This window comes from Nocardia sp. NPDC049220 (assembly GCF_040647855.1).
Classification (GTDB): Bacteria; Actinomycetota; Actinomycetes; order Mycobacteriales; family Mycobacteriaceae; genus Nocardia.
The window spans coordinates 57,603-74,537 of sequence record NZ_JBEZDA010000008.1; the positions used below are offsets into that span (position 1 = coordinate 57,603).

Annotated in this window: 15 protein-coding genes; 4 read left to right on the forward strand and 11 right to left on the reverse strand. The window is 65.6% G+C overall.

Features of this window, described 5'->3' with window-relative positions; genetic code table 11:
* Positions 1-18 precede the first annotated feature (18 nt).
* The 3 genes from AB0C34_RS19105 to AB0C34_RS19115 form a co-directional block, all read right to left on the reverse strand.
* Complete coding sequence (locus AB0C34_RS19105) at positions 19-573, reverse strand: transglycosylase SLT domain-containing protein (RefSeq protein ID WP_357074288.1); 555 nt, start codon at positions 571-573, stop codon at positions 19-21.
* Between the two features lie 660 nt (positions 574-1,233).
* Entirely contained in the window at positions 1,234-1,632 is a 399-nt protein-coding gene (locus AB0C34_RS19110; RefSeq protein ID WP_357074291.1) for an NUDIX domain-containing protein, read from the reverse strand.
* Between the two features lie 484 nt (positions 1,633-2,116).
* Positions 2,117-2,533, reverse strand: coding sequence for a hypothetical protein (locus tag AB0C34_RS19115; protein ID WP_357074294.1), 417 nt, complete (start codon positions 2,531-2,533; stop codon positions 2,117-2,119).
* A gap of 402 nt (positions 2,534-2,935) precedes the next feature.
* Here AB0C34_RS19115 and AB0C34_RS19120 point away from each other — a divergent pair, with 402 nt between their 5' ends.
* Positions 2,936-3,343 (forward strand): TIGR03668 family PPOX class F420-dependent oxidoreductase, encoded by a 408-nt coding sequence (locus tag AB0C34_RS19120; protein ID WP_357074712.1) that lies wholly within the window; start codon positions 2,936-2,938, stop codon positions 3,341-3,343.
* 206 nt (positions 3,344-3,549) lie between these two features.
* Here AB0C34_RS19120 and AB0C34_RS19125 read toward each other — a convergent pair whose 3' ends face one another.
* From AB0C34_RS19125 to AB0C34_RS19135, 3 genes are all read right to left on the reverse strand, one after another.
* Positions 3,550-4,050, reverse strand: a complete 501-nt coding sequence (locus AB0C34_RS19125) for a CAP family protein (protein ID WP_357074715.1) — start codon at positions 4,048-4,050, stop codon at positions 3,550-3,552.
* Between the two features lie 271 nt (positions 4,051-4,321).
* Complete coding sequence (locus tag AB0C34_RS19130; RefSeq protein ID WP_357074297.1) at positions 4,322-5,599, reverse strand: GNAT family N-acetyltransferase; 1,278 nt, start codon at positions 5,597-5,599, stop codon at positions 4,322-4,324.
* 113 nt (positions 5,600-5,712) lie between these two features.
* Positions 5,713-6,438: a hypothetical protein gene (locus AB0C34_RS19135; protein ID WP_357074300.1), complete on the reverse strand. Its 726-nt coding sequence runs from the start codon at positions 6,436-6,438 to the stop codon at positions 5,713-5,715.
* Between the two features lie 327 nt (positions 6,439-6,765).
* Here AB0C34_RS19135 and AB0C34_RS19140 point away from each other — a divergent pair, with 327 nt between their 5' ends.
* Both AB0C34_RS19140 and ald read left to right on the forward strand, forming a co-directional pair.
* A complete protein-coding gene (locus tag AB0C34_RS19140) occupies positions 6,766-7,197 on the forward strand; it encodes a nitroreductase family deazaflavin-dependent oxidoreductase (RefSeq protein ID WP_357074303.1) in 432 nt (143 codons plus the stop codon).
* Between the two features lie 736 nt (positions 7,198-7,933).
* Positions 7,934-9,040 carry an alanine dehydrogenase gene (gene ald / locus AB0C34_RS19145; protein WP_357074306.1) on the forward strand — a complete coding sequence of 369 codons (1,107 nt, stop codon included), beginning with the start codon at positions 7,934-7,936 and terminating at the stop codon, positions 9,038-9,040.
* A 22-nt stretch (positions 9,041-9,062) separates the two neighbouring features.
* Here the strand turns inward: ald and AB0C34_RS19150 are convergent, their stop codons facing one another.
* The 5 genes from AB0C34_RS19150 to pruA form a co-directional block, all read right to left on the reverse strand.
* Positions 9,063-9,575 carry an Lrp/AsnC family transcriptional regulator gene (locus tag AB0C34_RS19150; RefSeq protein ID WP_357074309.1) on the reverse strand — a complete coding sequence of 171 codons (513 nt, stop codon included), beginning with the start codon at positions 9,573-9,575 and terminating at the stop codon, positions 9,063-9,065.
* 103 nt (positions 9,576-9,678) lie between these two features.
* Positions 9,679-11,076 carry an amidase gene (locus AB0C34_RS19155; protein ID WP_357074312.1) on the reverse strand — a complete coding sequence of 466 codons (1,398 nt, stop codon included), beginning with the start codon at positions 11,074-11,076 and terminating at the stop codon, positions 9,679-9,681.
* Between the two features lie 215 nt (positions 11,077-11,291).
* The gene (locus AB0C34_RS19160) at positions 11,292-12,746 is read right to left on the reverse strand and encodes an amino acid permease (RefSeq protein ID WP_357074718.1); all 1,455 of its coding nucleotides are present in this window, start codon (positions 12,744-12,746) and stop codon (positions 11,292-11,294) included.
* A gap of 150 nt (positions 12,747-12,896) precedes the next feature.
* Positions 12,897-13,856, reverse strand: a complete 960-nt coding sequence (locus AB0C34_RS19165; protein ID WP_357074315.1) for a proline dehydrogenase family protein — start codon at positions 13,854-13,856, stop codon at positions 12,897-12,899.
* Positions 13,856-15,493, reverse strand: a complete 1,638-nt coding sequence (gene pruA / locus AB0C34_RS19170) for an L-glutamate gamma-semialdehyde dehydrogenase (protein ID WP_357074318.1) — start codon at positions 15,491-15,493, stop codon at positions 13,856-13,858. The genes AB0C34_RS19165 and pruA overlap by 1 nt, the downstream gene beginning before the upstream one ends.
* 127 nt (positions 15,494-15,620) lie before the next feature.
* Between pruA and AB0C34_RS19175 the strand changes: the two genes are divergently transcribed.
* Positions 15,621-16,880 carry a helix-turn-helix domain-containing protein gene (locus tag AB0C34_RS19175; protein WP_357074321.1) on the forward strand — a complete coding sequence of 420 codons (1,260 nt, stop codon included), beginning with the start codon at positions 15,621-15,623 and terminating at the stop codon, positions 16,878-16,880.
* Positions 16,881-16,935: the final 55 nt, after the last annotated feature.

The window sequence follows — 16,935 nt, forward strand, 5'->3', positions numbered from 1 at the left end:
TCAGGTGTGGTCGAGGACTCAGTAAGCCGAGTAGACGTTGTCCATCGAGCCGTAGCGGTTGGCTGCGTAGTTGCAGGCCGCAGTGATGTTCGCGACCGGGTTCCAGATGTCGAAGGGGGTCCCGTCGACGTGGTACGCATTGAAGGTCGGGTCGATGACCTGGAGGAGGCCCTTGGAGGGAGTGCCGGCGGCGGCGTTGGAGTCCGACAGGTTGATGGCGTTCGGGTTGCCGCTGGATTCGCGCATCACATTGCGGTAGATGCCGTCGTAGCTACCGGGGATATTGTGCGCGTGCATGATGTCGAGGGCCTGCTGGATCCAGCCGTCGAGGTTGTCCGCATAGACCGGGGGCGCCGGATCGGGCAGGAAGGGGAGCAGTCCGGCCGATGCGGGTGCTGTGGCATCGATCGGCGCGGCGTCGGCGACCACGGCAGAAGAAACGGTGTCGTCGGCCGCGGCGATCGCCACCCCGGAGGAGGCGCCCATGGCGATGATGCCGGCTGCGGCCAGCGCGAGGGTGACGCCGTCACGGATCGACGGGCGACGGAAAGAAACAGAGCGTAGGTCAGGCATTGCGAAATCAGTTCCTTGATCGTGTAGTGGTCCGGTCCACACGAGGCAGCGCGGATCCACGGCGGGCATCCGGTGGGAGCTCGCCTTTTATCGGCCATGTGCTGTTTTCGGGTTTTGTTGTGACGGCCAGTTTCGAATTACTGGCGGCAGACGCGGCGGGCGGCACTCAGGATCGGTGTAGGATAGGCGCCTGTTGTCTGGTATGGAGAATGCGATCACGAGTTGTGGTGCGCTGATTTCTCCCAGCGACCGCGTCGGCGAGCTTTCTTCCGCTGCGGTCGTTTTCCCAATGCGTATGGACTACTCCTTGGTCTAACCAAACTCCAGGTCTATTCCCGGATCTGATATCAGCTTGATCACGATAGGTGAATCAGCGGTTAACGAATAGTGAATGAAGAGTGTTGCCGATCTTGGAAAGCGCTGGTCGGATCGCATGATCCGGGCTATATGCGGGGAGTTTGCCAATAAACCTTATGTGATGCAGAACACAGAAATTCTGGCTAGCGAGCAGCTTTATCTCGATTAGGTCACTGATACCGGCGCGCGGGGCCTGTGCTGCCATCCCGCGGCGCAAAGGCATCGAAGAATTCCGCGATCGTGCAACCGTTTGAAACAGGCGCCTGAAGGTTCGCGACGTCGGACTGCGGCGCTATCGCGCGATCACCAGTCGACGACACCGAGTTCGTGCAGTCTGCGAAAGACCATCATCGAGCCGGGCGCGACGTGGTTCATCTCGGCGTACTCACGCACGGTGAAATAGCGCAGCTCGGCGATTTCGCTGGTCGGCCGAGGCTCACCGTCGAGTTCGGCGGTGAAGCACGTCATGTGCAGCGGCGTACCGGGTGGGTGCCCGTACGCCTCGGCTCGAAATACCCCGAGTTCGTCGAAAGACACGATGCCGACGCCCAGTTCCTCGCGTACTTCACGATGTAACGCCGCCTCGGGTGTTTCCCCGGGATCGATCTTCCCGCCCGCCATGTAGAAGACGTTCTTGTCGACCGATCGCGCCTGCAGCAGGCGACGATCCCGGATGTGGGCCAACGCGGCGGTGCGAATCACCGGGCCACTGTACTGGGTGGGCCGAATCCTGGGCCGGGCGAATTCGGCCAGGCGCCCGCGCGGAGTGTCGACGTCGGCACGGTCTGTCGATCTCGGTCGACGCATCTGTTGCAAGACGGCGGAGGGGAATCTCTCCCTCTCCGATGGACCGGATTCTGGTGCGAATCGGTGCCCTCGGCGTCGACGCGGCTTGTACGGGTGCGCCCTGGCACTAGTTGGCCTTGCCACCTCCTGCGTGGCGCCGCAATCCGCTAGCGGTGCTTGCCGACCACCATCACGCGGACATCGGGCGGCACCGCGTCCGAATGAGTGCGGAGGCAGTGCGCAACTGTCGTCCCTCGGCCTCCGGGATCGGACCGGGACCGTCACGCCCGGCGGGGTCTGCGCGCGATGCGCAGGCCTGGCGGGGGAGGTAGCGGCGTGCGACGTCGGTTCGGTGCCGAGCCGGCTCGAGGGCTGGAAGGCCTTCGGTCTGTCTGTTCGATCAGAGCTGCGCGGTTTGTTCGCTCGGAGGCAAGCCGTCGGCGCGGCGCAGGACGTCTGCGACGGACTCCAAGTAGAGCAGGGTGCGCATCGATACGCCGGTCACGGCTTGGCCGAGTCGACGGAGAGACGAATTGTCCAGGTTGGCGAGTACTTCCGCGTCTTCGGCCTGGTCGAGGTCGGGATCGCAGGCGAAATAGCCGGGATCGAGGCCGAAGACGTGGGTGAGTCCAGTGCGGATTCGCTCCGGGAGTGTGGTGGCTTCTCCGCGGCGCAACCGCGCTAGGTAACCGGGCGAGACGTGGTATCCGGCTGCGGTCAGCCACGCTGCGACCGTCTCGTCGGCCAGCGGGCGCCCGTGCGCGCGCTCCCACATTTCGAACGCTAGATTCAGCCGGGCCGTGACATCGATATCCAAGACCGCCTCACCTTTCTGGCGTTATCGCCTCTTGACGAGTCGAACATTGACTCGACCGTAGCGTGGGAAAGATCGATCTCCGTGATTTCAGGCAAATGTCCGGTTGCATAGGGGATGGAACGGACTGCATCCCCGGTTATTTTGTGGGTCGCCGTGGCCGAAATCGTATGCCGCGCCGAAGGTTCACGGTATGCGACCGCTCGGCCGGTCTGTGGTCACAATACCGTCACGCTCATGGTGTGTCGAAACGTTGACGGGTGCCCTGTTCGACTATTCGGTTCGGCGGGTTGAGCCACTAGCGTAGGAGGGTACCGGGTTCGCGTATTTCGGATTCAGTAGGTATTCGATCGTCGACTCGGCGCGTGACGGACCGGCGCGATGTGGCGAGGAGGGTATGTGCGACTGAGTTCCGACGAGGCGCGTGAACGGTTCGCGGGTAGTTTCGTCGCGCGGCTGGCAACCGTCTCGGCCGACGTTCACCCGCACCTCGTTCCGATCGTATTCGTCGTGGTCGGTGCGGTGATTTATACCAGCGTCGACGCAAAACCGAAAACGACGCTGTCGCTGCGCCGGCTGGCCGATATTGCCGCCAACCCGGCAGTCAGCGTGCTCGTCGACTTCTACAGCGACGACTGGAACCAACTGTGGTGGGCGCGCGCCGACGGCGACGCCCGGATCGCGGCGACAGCCGAGGCGGAAACGGCGAAACGTCAATTGGCCGGACGCTATCCCGACTACATCGCCGAGCCGCCGCCGGGGCCGGTGATCGCCATCGATGTCGCGCGGTGGTCGGGTTGGCGGGCGCGCTGAGGTTCGGTGTGCCGTCCAGGCACATACCGACCGGGCTGGCGTGCGCTGGTTTAGAGATCGGCCCCCATCCGACGGCGGGAACCATCGTGGTCGAAGTTGCCGCCGGAGATGGGTGAGGTATTCGAGTTCGGGTCGGGCCGGGTCTACCGCGATCTTCCGGGGCCGAGGAATGGTTACCCGGAGCCGGGTAACCACGTCGGCGACGGCTACTTCGGCCGAAGTGCGTTTTCGGGATACCTGCCCTCATAGTTGCCGGGCGGGTCGTAGTTGGCGACGACATAGGTTTCGGACGAGTCCGGCACACATGCGCGTGCGACCCCGAGTCGTTCGGTGCTCTTCCAGATCACCTGTGTGAAATGTCCGGTTTCCATCGAGAATCCGGGTTTGCGGTAGTCGTAGTCCTTCTCCTCGTCCGCCCAGCCGCGGAAGGCTTCTTCGGCTCCGGCATAATCGGAACCACCGCTCGTCATCATGTAGAGGTTCTCGCCGTACTTCGGGTTCGGCCGGTGTTCGAAGCTATGTGTCTCGGCCAAGTGCTGTGCCCATTCCTCGGCGACCTTGTTCAAGGTCTGATCGAGAGTGAGGGCCGGTGCCCGATGATCGGCCCGGAACGTGTTGTGCAGGTCGAGCATTTCCTTGCGAAAAGCAGCATCGGTACAGAGGTAGTTCTGTTCCTTCTCTGCGGCAGCGGTGCCGACGCCGGTCATGGCGGCCACGACCGTCAGTGCGATGCCAACTGAAAGAAACCGGCCAGGATGCATAGCAATCTCCCGAGATGATGCGCGAGTTGAGCTGATCCGACGAAGACACCGGCTACTTCCCGACACCGCGACCTTCGCGCCAACGCCGGGTGAACGGCCGTCATGGCAACGGAAGTCATTGGGATGGAACAGATGTCGAGCGGGGAGTCTACACATGCCGATCTAGTGAGGGGTACGCCTTGATCGTCGTCAGCGGTACCACGGCAAAAACGATCTCTCACAGTCGTGTGTAGTCGGCCTGGTCCTGCTCGAAGGCCGTCAAGATCTCGGACGTCAGGGTCGGGCGGGTGTGTGTGATCGCGGTCAGGTAGTCCTCGATGGTCGCGGGTTCGTCTGTGCTGTGGAGCATTTCGCGCTCGAACGCGGCCTGCGCGCCCACGCGTGCGGCATGCTCGATGTCCGCGGGAGTGAATTGCGCGCTGGCGCGCACCAACCGGTCGACGTCGATCGACTCGGCGGCGTCGCCGAGATACCGCCGCCAAATGGCGTTCCGGGCGAGCGTGTCCGGCGGCCCGACCGGTATCACATAGTCGAACCGACCGGGACGCAGAAATGCCGAATCCAGTGATCGCACCGAGTTGGTCGCACAGATCATGAGGCGGCTGTAGTTTTCCCGGAACGCTGGTATCAGTTTGAGCAGTTCATTGGTGACACCATGGGCCGGGCTGGTCGCCGTTCCTGAGCGGGTGCCCGCGATCTCCTCCACCTCATCGATGAACAGCAGCAACTCGTCGAGTTCGGCCAATTCGCTGAAAACCTCACGCAGCGAGTCCGCCAAACCTTTCGCCGTGGCGGCCAACCGGGAGGGGAACAGCTCCACGAACGGCCAACCGAGCCGCGATGCCACCGCCTTTGCGAAGCTTGTTTTGCCGGTCCCTGGCGGCCCGAACAGGATGACGCTCTTGGGCGGCCGGACTCGGTAGCGTTCGGCCATATCGGGATTTGCCAACGGCAGCACGATCCGACGTTCGATGATGTCCTTCTCCCGTTTCATTCCGGCCATCGACTGCCAGAGTCCCGGCGGGAGCAGACGTCCGCCCAGTTCGGTCAGCAGGCTCGACTGCGCGGGACCCAACTGTTCGAGCAGCTCGTAATAGACCAGGCCGGTCCGACGGAAGTAACCGGAGTTCTCGAAGGCCGCGGAACCGGTAGCGTCCTCGGGGAGCAGCGCGCAGATTCGCCGTACGCCGATCGATCGCAGCCGTCGCTCCAATTCGGCGAGCAGCGCGCTGCCGATACCGCGCCGCCGCCACTGCGCTCCGAGCGCCACCAGCAGGACCCAGGCTCGCTCACCTTGAATCTGAGCGACCGCCATCCCCACCATTTCGTCGCCGACATCGGCCACCACCGCCGGCTGTCCTGCTCGCGCGGCCGCCATCACCTCCGCCAGGGCGAAGACCGAATCGCCCGCGGCAGGCACCCGGCTTTGTTCCCAGATCTGGATCGCCTGATCCAGATCATCGTCACGGAACTCGCGTACTCGCCATACCGGCATACGCACCTCGAGCGGTCACCGGAGATTGCTGTTCCTCTCAGTAAACACCCACGAGCACTGCTCCTGTGCCTTGGACGCCGACATCCGCCGGACCAAGACGTGTCGCGAACCGGTCAGGGTTTCCAGGTGATGCGGCCGCCTTGGAAGTCCTGGGCTTTGCCGTTTTCGTAGTCGTACTCGTCGCTGGTGGGAAAGCCGTAACGACCGTGTTCGGCGCCCGCGGCTTCCCAGGTGTCGCGAAGAGCTCCCCAGATAACGTGGGCGCCGGTGCGGGCAGAGTAGTAGATGGCTCCGCCGCCGAAAAGATTGTACTTTCCGTTGTCTTTGCGGGCGTTGGACTCGTCGGTGATGGGGAAGCCGAGGGGGCTGGCTTCCCAGCCGTAGCTGCCCCACTTGTCGCGGATGGCGCCGCCGATCTGGTGGGCGTCGGTGCCCAGCGACCAGTAGATGGAGCCGCCTTGGAAGTGGTTGTAGCGGCCGAATTTGGTGGGCGTGGACTGTTCGCGGATGACGGGGTAGCCGAGGGCCCCGTTCTCGCTGCCGAGGTTGTCCCATCTGGTGCGGATGGCGCCGCCGATCTGATGGGCTCCGGTGTCGGGGTGCCAGTAGATCGCCGCATTGCGTTCGAAGGTCTGGTAGCGGCCGCCGCGGCCGGCGGCCGATTCAGGGCTGGTGGGGTCGCCGAAGACGCCGGGGCCGCCGGCCTGGTCATATTCCACTTCGATGGCTCCGCCGACGTCGAATGGGCCGACGGGGCGCGCGGTGGCGGTGGCGGAGCAGAGCACGACGAGTCCGGCACCAACGGCGGCGACGAGGGCGCGTCTGATGGTCGTGGTCATGTCACGGTTCCCTTCGGTCGGATCTGTGTGCTGGTGTCGTTGGCTTTCTTCGTGCTCGATATCAGCTGTTGTTCTCCGTCACGCGGACGGTTTCTGCGCTGGTCAGAGCCGGTGTCCCGGATGTCGATCCAGTGCCGGATTTCAGAAATATACGTCGAGTCGCCTCGCATGGTTGCCTTGGCCCAGTCGCGTCGATGCCGTGCGGCGGGTCGTAGGGCACCGTCGTCGGTCTCTCGGCGGCCGGGTCGGTTCCGGTACAGTCCCAGTCGCCCGGGGGTGCGTCCGCCCCTGGGCCCAAACACCTAGTCGAGTAGATGTGAGGATTGCATGCCCTCGGATTTCAGGTTGAAGGCTACGAACATGGCGCATCGTGCCTTGCTGAAGATCAGTTTCGGCAAATTGGGGAACGAGATCCAAGGCATGCCGTCGATCGAGCTCACGACAACCGGCCGGAAATCCGGTAGGCCACATGCGGTCATGCTCACCGCACCAATTGTCGATGGCGACACCTACATCATCGTCGCGTCGCGCGGCGGCGATCCGGCGCATCCTGCATGGTTTCTGAACTTGCGAGACAACCCCGACGTGGCGGTCTCCGTGCAGAGTGGACCACAGGTGCCGATGACTGCTCGGGTGGCGACGGCGCAGGAGCGAGCGACGTTGTGGCCCAGGGTTGCCACGGCGCAGCCCATTTACGGCGAGTACCAGACGAAGACCGAGCGGGAGATCCCACTCGTCCTTTTGACTCGGAAGAACTGACGGCCGAGGTCTCTGCCGAGGCGAATGCCGTGGCCCACGAGTTGTCGACACCGGGCCAGGTCTCCTCGCGGCTGCAACTCCGATGTCGTAGCTCGCGCCGGGCACAACGGTGGTGGCCAATGTCGCCCAGAGTGTGGGAGTCACGCATGCCGAATCGTGGGGGTCGTCCCGAGGGTGACGGGGATCAACGACACCGTGGCGGTGCGTGCGGTGTCGGGTCGATCGGATCGATCCGCCGTGCCACGAACCGAAGTTGTCGATGCGCGGGGTGGGCCCGGAGATCGTCGATCAGTCGACCGGGGCTCCGGTGGGACGGTGCGGTCTCCGGCGCATGAGTCATTCAGGCGGTGGCGACAAGGCGCAGTGCGACATCGATCAGAACGCCGGCGTATTCGCCGACGGCGCCCACTGTGCGAGCGCTCCGGAGCCGACCGCGAAACCGCCGGTGAGACACCGCGCGATTTGGCCTGCCCGGCCGAGGAATACGTCGTGGACACAAGCTGTCTCTCATGTACTCGTCTCGGTCGCTGGACTCGTTGCGGTAGTCGCCGAAGATGCTGCGGGTAGCCGGGCTCGAATGGGGCGGATTCTGTCTATTCGAGCCGGATAGTTGGTCATGCAAGAATTATCTTCAGTGAACTGGATCTACGCTTGCAGAATCTTCATACTGCTCGAGCAGTGATGATTCGTGTTGACGCGGATCATCGATACCGTCCACCGACCGCCAGGAGTGCAGGTGAAAATCGGGATCCCCCGCGAGGTCAAGAACCACGAATACCGCGTGGCGTGCACGCCGGCCGGCGTGCACGAGCTCGTGTCCCGTGGACATGAGGTGTACTTGGAAGCGGGCGCGGGGCTCGGCTCGGCCTTCGGGGACGAGACGTACACGGTCGCCGGAGCGCGGGTCCTGGATACCGCCAACGAGGTCTGGGGCACCGCCGATCTGGTGCTCAAGGTGAAGGAGCCGGTGGCCGAGGAGTACGGGCGTCTGCGCGAGAACCAGGTGCTGTTCACTTACCTGCATCTGGCCGCGTCCAAGGAGTGCACCGACGCGCTGCTGGCCTCCGGCATCACCTCGATCGCCTATGAAACCGTCACCGGGCGCGACGGCTCCCTTCCGCTGCTCGCGCCGATGAGCGAGGTCGCGGGTCGGCTGGCTCCGCAGGCCGGCGCCTATCACTTGATGCGCAGCGGCGGTGGACGCGGCGTGCTGATGGGCGGCGTGCCCGGTACCCGTTCCGCCAAGGTCGTTGTACTGGGCGCGGGTGTCGCGGGGGGCAACGCGATCGCCGTGGCGCACGGTATGCGTGCCGACGTCACCGTGTTGGATCTGAACATCGCGCGCCTGCGCGAAATCGACGCTCAGTTCCGCGGGCAGGTGCGAACCATCATGTCGAACCGCCTGGAGGTGGATGCCGCCGTCCGGGAGGCGGACCTGGTGATCGGCGCGGTGCTCGTGCCCGGTGCCAAGGCGCCGACCTTGGTGTCCAACGATCTGGTCGCGCAGATGAAGTCGGGCTCGGTGCTCGTCGACATCGCGATCGACCAGGGTGGGTGCTTCGCGGACTCGCGCCCGACCACTCATGCCGAGCCGACCTACCGGGTACACGAGTCGGTGTTCTACTGCGTCGCCAACATGCCCGGTGCGGTGCCCAACACCTCGACCGTCGCGCTTACCAACGCCACGCTTCCGTACGTGGTTTCGCTCGCCGAACACGGGTGGCGCGATGCGGTGGCCGCCGATCCGGGTCTGGCCGCCGGTCTGAGCACCCATCGTGGGGCACTGCTGTCGAAGTCGGTGGCCCAGGCGCACGGTTACGTGACCGAAAGCTTCGCCGCCTAGCCGCTGTCGGCGCGGTGTTCCGTTACGTGGGTCCCGATCGTGGCCGCATGTGCTCGAAGATGAGGATCGTCTCGGTCGACGCCACGGCTGGGTGCGCGCTGAGGTGTTCGAGCACGAACACGCGGAGTTCGTCGGAATTCGCGGTGGCGACGTGGACGAGGTAGTCGTCGGCGCCCGCGATGAAGTAGACGTTGAGCACCTCGTCGAGTGCCGACATGCGCTGCCCGAACTCGGCGAGTTGCCTGCGTGCGCTCGAATGCAGGCGCACCGCGATCATGGCCTGCAGGTTGCGGCCGAGTGCCGCCGGGTCGATGTCGGCGTGGAATCCCCGGATCACGCCGCGCTCCACCAGCGCCCGCACCCGGCCGAGGCAGGTCGAAGGCGCGATGCCCGCCGCGGCGGCGAGCGCGTTGTTCGTCATGCGTCCGTCCCGCGCCAGCTGGTCGAGCAGGATTCGGTCGATATCGTCGATCGGGACGACCGACAGGTGGCGGCTCGGTGTGACCGTGCTCCGGGGCGAATCGGTCTTGCGCATGTCCTGACGGTACCGAATTCTGTTCGCAGGTTACCGATTCTCGATGAATGTTCTTCGGAATGCCGTGGGGGCGGTCGGGGGCGCGTGCTTCGGTACGCGTGCCCTACTGGCCCGGACGAGGATGCGGCCGGGCTTGCTCCAACTGCGCGGCCACCGTCAGGATCGTCGTCTCGCCGTTCGCGGGCCCGACCAACTGAACCGACAGCGGCAGGCCGTCATCGCCGACGCCCGCCGGGAGGGCGGCCGCCGGACTGCCCGTGACGTTCCACAGGGCGGTGTAGGCGATCATCGGGATCGCGGCGAACTGGGCGCGTACCGTATTCGCCCCGTCGAGGACGCCGAGCCGGGGTGGGCGGATCGCGACGGTGGGAGTGAGCAGCAGATCGCACTCGGTGAAGATCCGGTCGGTCTTACGGGTCACCGACTCTCCGGCACGGATCGCCCATTCGACAAGCGGTCGCCGTACCCACGCACCCAGGGCCATCGTCTGCTTGGTGCGGCGTTCCAGCAGTTCCGGATGGTCCACCTCGGCCGCCTCCGCGCGCACACCGCCGAAGAACTGGGGGAAGAAGGCGAGCGTCGGATCCGGGTAGTCCGGGTCGATCTCGATCACCGTATGTCCCAACTCGGCGAGGAGGTTCGCGGTGTCACGGACTGCCCGTACGTGCAGCGGGTTCGATTTCACCAGCGGCGTAGGGGATTTCATGCTGTAGCCGATTCGCAGCGGTCGCGCCGCGCTGCGCGCCGCCGTCTCGAACGACGTGATCGGATCAGGTGCCCGGAACCGGTCGGTGGGGGTGCTGCCGCGGATGACGTCGTAGACGATCGCCGAATCCAGTACACCGCGGGTCAGCGGTCCCACGACCCCCAGCGCCCACCACAGGTGCGCGTTCGGTGCGTTCGACACCCGCCCGCGGTGCGGCTTCAGGCCGAACAATCCGCAGCATGCCGACGGGATCCGGATCGAGCCGCCACCATCGCCGCCGAGTGCCGCCGGAACAAGGCCGGCCGCTACCGCCGCGGCCGAACCGCCGCTGGATCCGCCCGTGGAGCGGGTCGTGTCCCACGGGTTGCGGGTGACGCCGAAGGTGCTGGACTCGGTGTACGGCCACTGTCCGAATTCCGGCATGGTGGTCTTTCCGACGATCACCGCCCCTGCGGCGCGCAGCCTGCGCACCACCTCGGCATCGGCCACCGCGGGAGTCGAGTTCGCCCGGGTGCCGAACGTGGTTACCGCGCCCGCGACGTCGATTTCATCCTTGATCGCGATCGGGATTCCGTGCAGTGGGCCCACCGGATCGCCGGCCGCGCGCTCCTGGTCCCGCGCGATCGCCTCGGCCTTGGCTTCCTCGCGCAGGACATGGGTGAAGGCGCCGAGGTGCGCGGCAGCATCGATTCCATCGAGCGTCGCCGCGACGAGTTGCTGGGTCGAAAGAACCCCCTGCCCCAACAGCTCGCGCTGTTCGAGCACGCCTGACGCGACGACCTCCTGGAGATCCATTCCGCTACCCGCTCCTCTCGCCCCGGTCCGACCGCCGTGCCCGGGGCGGCGTGCCGTCCGGGTCCACGCCCGACCGTATGGAGTCGAGCAATCTTTTTGCAATGAGTACTTTCGGCGAGTCGATTCGGTTCAAACCGCGAGCGAATCGGGCAACCGGTGTGACGTGAGTGGTGGGTGGGCTGTTCACCCACCCGACCGGGGTCGAGAAGTCGGCGTCAGTGCTGCCCGGGGTCAGGCAGGCTCGCGGTCGCTACTGAGCCGCCGCGTTCGAGCTTGGAGTGCGTGCGCGAGTAGGTGAAGTAGACGATCAGCCCGACGACGAGCCAGACCACGAAGCGCACCCAGGTCTGCCACGGCAGCGACCAGATCAGATACAGCGAGAATCCGATGCCAACCAGCGGGACGACCGGCATGAACGGTAGCCGGAACGTCCGCGGCTCGTCGGGTCGGGTGCGCCGCAGCACGATCACCGCGACGGAAACGACGATGAAGGCCATCAGGATGCCGATATTGGTCAGTTCGGCGACGACCGTGATGTCCAGCAGCCCCGCCATCAGCGCCGATCCGATGCCGACGATCCAAGTCACGCGGGTGGGCACCTTCCGGACCGGATGGGTCTTGGCGAACCATTCCGGTAGCAGCCCGTCGCGGCTCATGGCGAACCAGACGCGGGTGACCCCGAGCATGAAGGTGAGCACCACGGTGACGATGCCGACGATGGCGCCGACCGCGATGATGTTCGCGACGCCGGGCTGGCCGACCGACTCGAACGCGGTGGAGAACCCGCTGGTCGGGCTGATCTCGCGGTAGTTCTGCATGCCGGTGAGCACCAGGGTGGCCAGCACATAGAGCACCATGGCGATGGCCAGCGAGTAGAGGATCGCCTTGGGTAGGTGTTTCTTGCCGTCGGTGGATTCCTCGGCGGCCGTGCTCATCGCGTCGTAGCCGAACACGGCGAAGAAGACGGTGGCCGCGCCGGTCCACACCGCGCCCGCACCGAACGGGAAGTAAGGGGTGTAGTTGGCGCTGTCGATATGGAACACGCCGAGCACCACGATCAGCACGACCAGCGCCATTTTGATTCCGACGGCGACAGTCTCGAACCGGCCGACGCTGCGGATGCCGCGCGACAGCAGCCAGGCTGTGCCGAGACAGAACAGCATGGCGAACACATCGATTACGTGGCCGTCACCGGTGCCCCAGGCGCCCATCATCCAGTCCGGCGGTGTGATGTCGACCTGCTCGAGCAGAAAGCGGAAATACCCGGAGACGCCGATCGCGACTACAGCCGCGACCGCGATGTACTCCAGCAGTAGATCCCAGCCGATGAACCAGCCCGCGATCTCGCCCAGGGACACGTAGCCGTAGGTGTAGGCGGACCCGGCCTTGGGGATCATCCCGGCGAACTCGGCGTAGCACAGCGCGGCGGCCGCGCTGGCGACGCCGGCGATCAGGAACGAGATGAGCACCGAGGGGCCGGTGACGGAATGCGCGACCGCACCAGCCAGGGTGAAGATGCCTGCGCCGATGATGCCGCCGACGCCGATGGCGGTGAGCTGCCACACGCCAAGCGACCGTGACAGCTGCTCATCGGCGGGGACGGTTTCGTCCTCGATATCCCCGAGGGGTTTGCGGCGCAACATCTGGCTGCGCAACTGCGCGATGGACATGGACATCCTTTCGTCCTCCGCGATACCCACAGGGCGGCAACGCAGATCACATTTCGAGCTGGGCCTAGCCTAAATGCGACCACGGTCGGGCTGTGCGCGGTGCGTCGGACAAATAAATCTCAGCGGCCTCGTTCGAGCGGACGGCACAGCTCAGCGGTCACGGCCGAACGACCGCAAGAAGAAGCCGACGTTGGCTGGACGCTCGGCCAACCTGCGCATGAAATAGCCGTACCACTGATCGCCGTAGGGCAGATAAACGCGCAGCGGGTGTCCCGCGCCGACCAGACGCACCTGTTCGGCGTCGCGGATGCCGTACAGCATCTGGAGCTCGAAATCGCTGTGCGCGCGTCCGGTTTCGGTTACTCGACGCAGCGCCGCCTCGATCAGCGTCGGGTCGTGCGTGGCGACCATCGGGTAGCCGTCGCCGTCCATCAGGACGCGCAGGCAGCGTAGATAGGACTCGTCGACCGCGGCCCGGTCCTGATAGGCCACCGACGAAGGTTCACGATAGGCGCCCTTGCACAGACGGATTCGTGAGCCGGGACCGGAGAATTCGCGACAGTCGCTCTCGGTGCGTTTCAGGTGGGCCTGCAACACCGTTCCCAGCCACGGGAAATCAGCCCGCAGTTCGCGCACGATGGCCAGTGTCGAGTCGGTTGTCGTGTGGTCCTCGGCGTCGATGGTCACCCATCCCCCCGCGACTACCGCCGCGGTACAGATCTGGTGGGCGTGCTCCCGGGCTCTCGCGTGCCCGTCGCGCGGGAGTGACTGGCCGAGTGCGGACAACTTGAGTGATACCTCCAGCGATCGCGCGGTTCCCGTGTCCGCGGCGGTCAGTTCGGTCAGCGCGGTCAGTAGCCGCAGATAGTGCGCGACGGTGGCACGGGCCTGGTCGAGGTCGGTGGTGTCCTCGCCCAGGTAGTCGATGGTCACCCGGCGTCCGGAATCGAGCAAGGCGGTGGTCGCCGCCACTGCCTGTTCCTCCGACTCGCCCGCTACGAAGCGGTCCACCAATTTCTTGGTGGTCGGCATGCGTGTGATCGTGCGCTCCATGCGCGGGGAGCGCGACGCCGCCAGCATGGCGGGCCGGAGCAATCCGGAGAGGGCCATCAGTGCTCCTGGTGCGGGTAGCGGTGGTCGGTCGCGGGGACGAACGTCTCCTTGATCGTGCGCGCGGAGGTCCAGCGCAGCAGGTTCTGTGCCGAGCCGGCCTTGTCATTGGTGCCCGACGCGCGTGACCCGCCGAAAGGCTGTTGCCCGACAACGGCTCCGGTGGGTTTGTCGTTGACATAGAAGTTGCCTGCCGCGAACCGCAGCCGATCGGTCGCGGTGGCGATCGCCGTGCGGTCATCGGCGATGATCGCACCGGTCAGGCCGTAGCGGGCACCTTTGTCGATCAGGTCGAGGGTGGACTCGAACGAGCCGGCGGCGGAGTCGTCGTAGACGTGCACGGCGAGAATCGGGCCGAAGTACTCGGTGTGAAACGCCTCGTCGGCGGGGTCGTCGCCGAGTAGGACGGTCGGCTCGACGAAGTAGCCGACGCTGTCGTCGGCGTGCCCGCCCGCGGCGATCGTGAGGCTAGGCGTTGCCTTGGCGCGCGCGATGGCGTCGGCGTTCTTGTCGAAGGCCCGCTTGTCGATCAGCGCTCCGCCGAAGTGACTGAAGTCGGTGACGTCGCCGTAGCTGAGGTTGTCGACCTTGTCGACGAACTCCCGGCCCATCCTGGCCCACACGGACTTCGGGATGAACGCGCGCGAGGCGGCGGAGCACTTCTGGCCCTGGTAGTCGAATGCGCCGCGGATCAGTGCGGTTGTCAGCACGTCGGGATCCGCCGAGCTGTGCGCCACGACGAAATCCTTGCCACCGGTCTCGCCGACCAGGCGCGGATAGTTGTCGTAGTCGGCGATGTTCGCCGCGACCATGCGCCACAGATGCTGGAATGTCGCGGTCGATCCGGTGAAGTGGATGCCTGCGAGCCGACGATCGGTGAGCGTCACCTCCGATACCTCGGGGCCGGCGCCATGCACCATATTGATCACGCCGGGTGGCAACCCCGCCGCCTCCAACAATTTCATCGTCCAGTACGCCGCCACCGCCTGGGTCACGGCCGGCTTCCACACGACGGTGTTGCCCATCAGCGCGGGCGCGGTGGGCAGGTTGCCCGCTATCGCCGAGAAGTTGAACGGCGTGATCGCGTAGACGAAGCCCTCGAGCGGACGGTACTCGACCTTGTTCCATACGCCGGGTGTCGAGATCGGCTGATCCTGCTGGATTTGGCGGGCGAAGTGCACGTTGAAACGCCAGAAGTCGACCAGTTCGCACGGGGCATCAATCTCGGCCTGGTAAGCGGTCTTGGATTGCCCCAGCATGGTCGCGGCGGCGATGGATTCCCGCCACGGTCCCGCCAGCAGGTCCGCGGCGCGCAGGAAGATCGCGGCGCGGTCTTCGAACGAGAGCGCCCGCCATCCCGGCGCCGCCGCCGTGGCCGCCGCGATGGCGTCCTCGACGTCGCGTGGACGGGCCGTGGTGAGCGTGCCGAGCACCGCCGTGTGCCGATGCGGCTGCACCACTTCGATCGGTATGCCGGAACCATGTCGATGGTCGCCGCCGATGACCTGATGGACTTCGGTCGGCATAGCAGCGAAGTCGGCCAGCTTCTTCTGCAACCGTTCGCGTTCCGCACTGCCTGGGGCGAAGGTGCCTACCGGCTCATTGACCGGTTGGGGTGTGGACACGATGGCATCCATGGCTGCTCCCTGCCGAGTAGGTAACTTTGCGGTAAGTGGAAGTCAACACCGAAAAACTGCCCGGAGATTGAGCCGGTTGGACAAAGATTGGACGATTGGGTTGTCGAGTTGGCCGAAGGGCGGGAACGTGGCCGGGGAGAGTGAGTTGGCCGTCGCGGACATCGATCTGTTCGGCCTGGCGCAGATGGTCGCCCAGAACGCGGGCGGAATGGTGTCCATCGAGGACGCGCATTCGCACATGCTGGCGTACTCGGCATCCGACCAGACCGCCGACCAGTTGCGCGTGCTGTCCATACTCGGTCGAGAAGGGCCGCGTGATTATCTGACCGTGCTGCGGAGATGGGGGGTATTCGATCGGCTGCGCAACACCGACGAGGTCATCGACATCCCCGCGCACGAGGAGCTGAACATCAAACGCAGGTTGGTTGTCGGTATCCGCCATCCCGCGGACGCGACGGCGCGGGCGCCGCGGGTGCTCGGCGCGATCTGGCTGCAGCAGGGGGACCGGCCGTTCAATCCGGACGCGGCGGAGATCCTGCGTGGCGCTTCGGCCATCGCGGGTCGACTGATCTCGCGTAGCCTCGACGCACCGTCCACCGAGGCGCTGTTGATTCAGCGGCTGTTCGGCATGGCGCAGGGAGCGGTCGACGTAGCCATGGTGGCGACCGCGCTCAACCTGCCGCGGCACGGTCCGGTGGCGGTGGTGGCGTTCGCGCTCGTCGCCGCCGAGCAGCCCACCGCGATCGAGCCCACCGCGCTCGGCAACATTCTGCGCCTGCGCGCGAGTTCTTTCCGTGGTGACTCGGTGACCGCGACGCACGGTGACCGCGTCTACGTGCTGCTGCCCGGCTACCGGTCCGCGCCCGCGGTGACCGCGTGGACGCGTCAGTTGATCGAGCAGTTAGCGGCGAAGCGGTCGTTGGCGTTGCGGGCTGCGATCGCCTGTCCGGTCGACGATCTCGACCGAGTGGCGGCCGCCCGGGGCGAGGTCGACCGCGTGCTGGACAGCGCTGTGGCCACCGACCCGAAGGCGCGAGTGACCACGTTGGCCGAATCCCGCACCGCCGTCCTGCTCGGCGAACTGCTCGATGTGGTCGGCGCTCGCGCCGAACTGCACGATCCGCGGCTTCGTGCCCTGCTCGACTACGACCGGAAGCATTCCGCGAGCCTGCGCGAGAGCGTGGAGACCTATCTGCGTGCCCACGGCGAGGTGCGCAATGCCGCTGCCGCCCTCCAGGTGCACCCGAACACACTGCGTTACCGCCTGCGCCGTGTGGAAGAAATCCTCGGCATGGATCTCGGCGACCCCGCCGACCGCCTGCTGCTCGAGATCCAGCTCGCGCTGCACCGTCGCGCCTGGGCGCGCCCGCCGGAGGCCTCGGCCTGATCGTCCTGGCCCGGCCCCAACGCATCACATTCATCCGCGGCTAAGCTCATGTCCC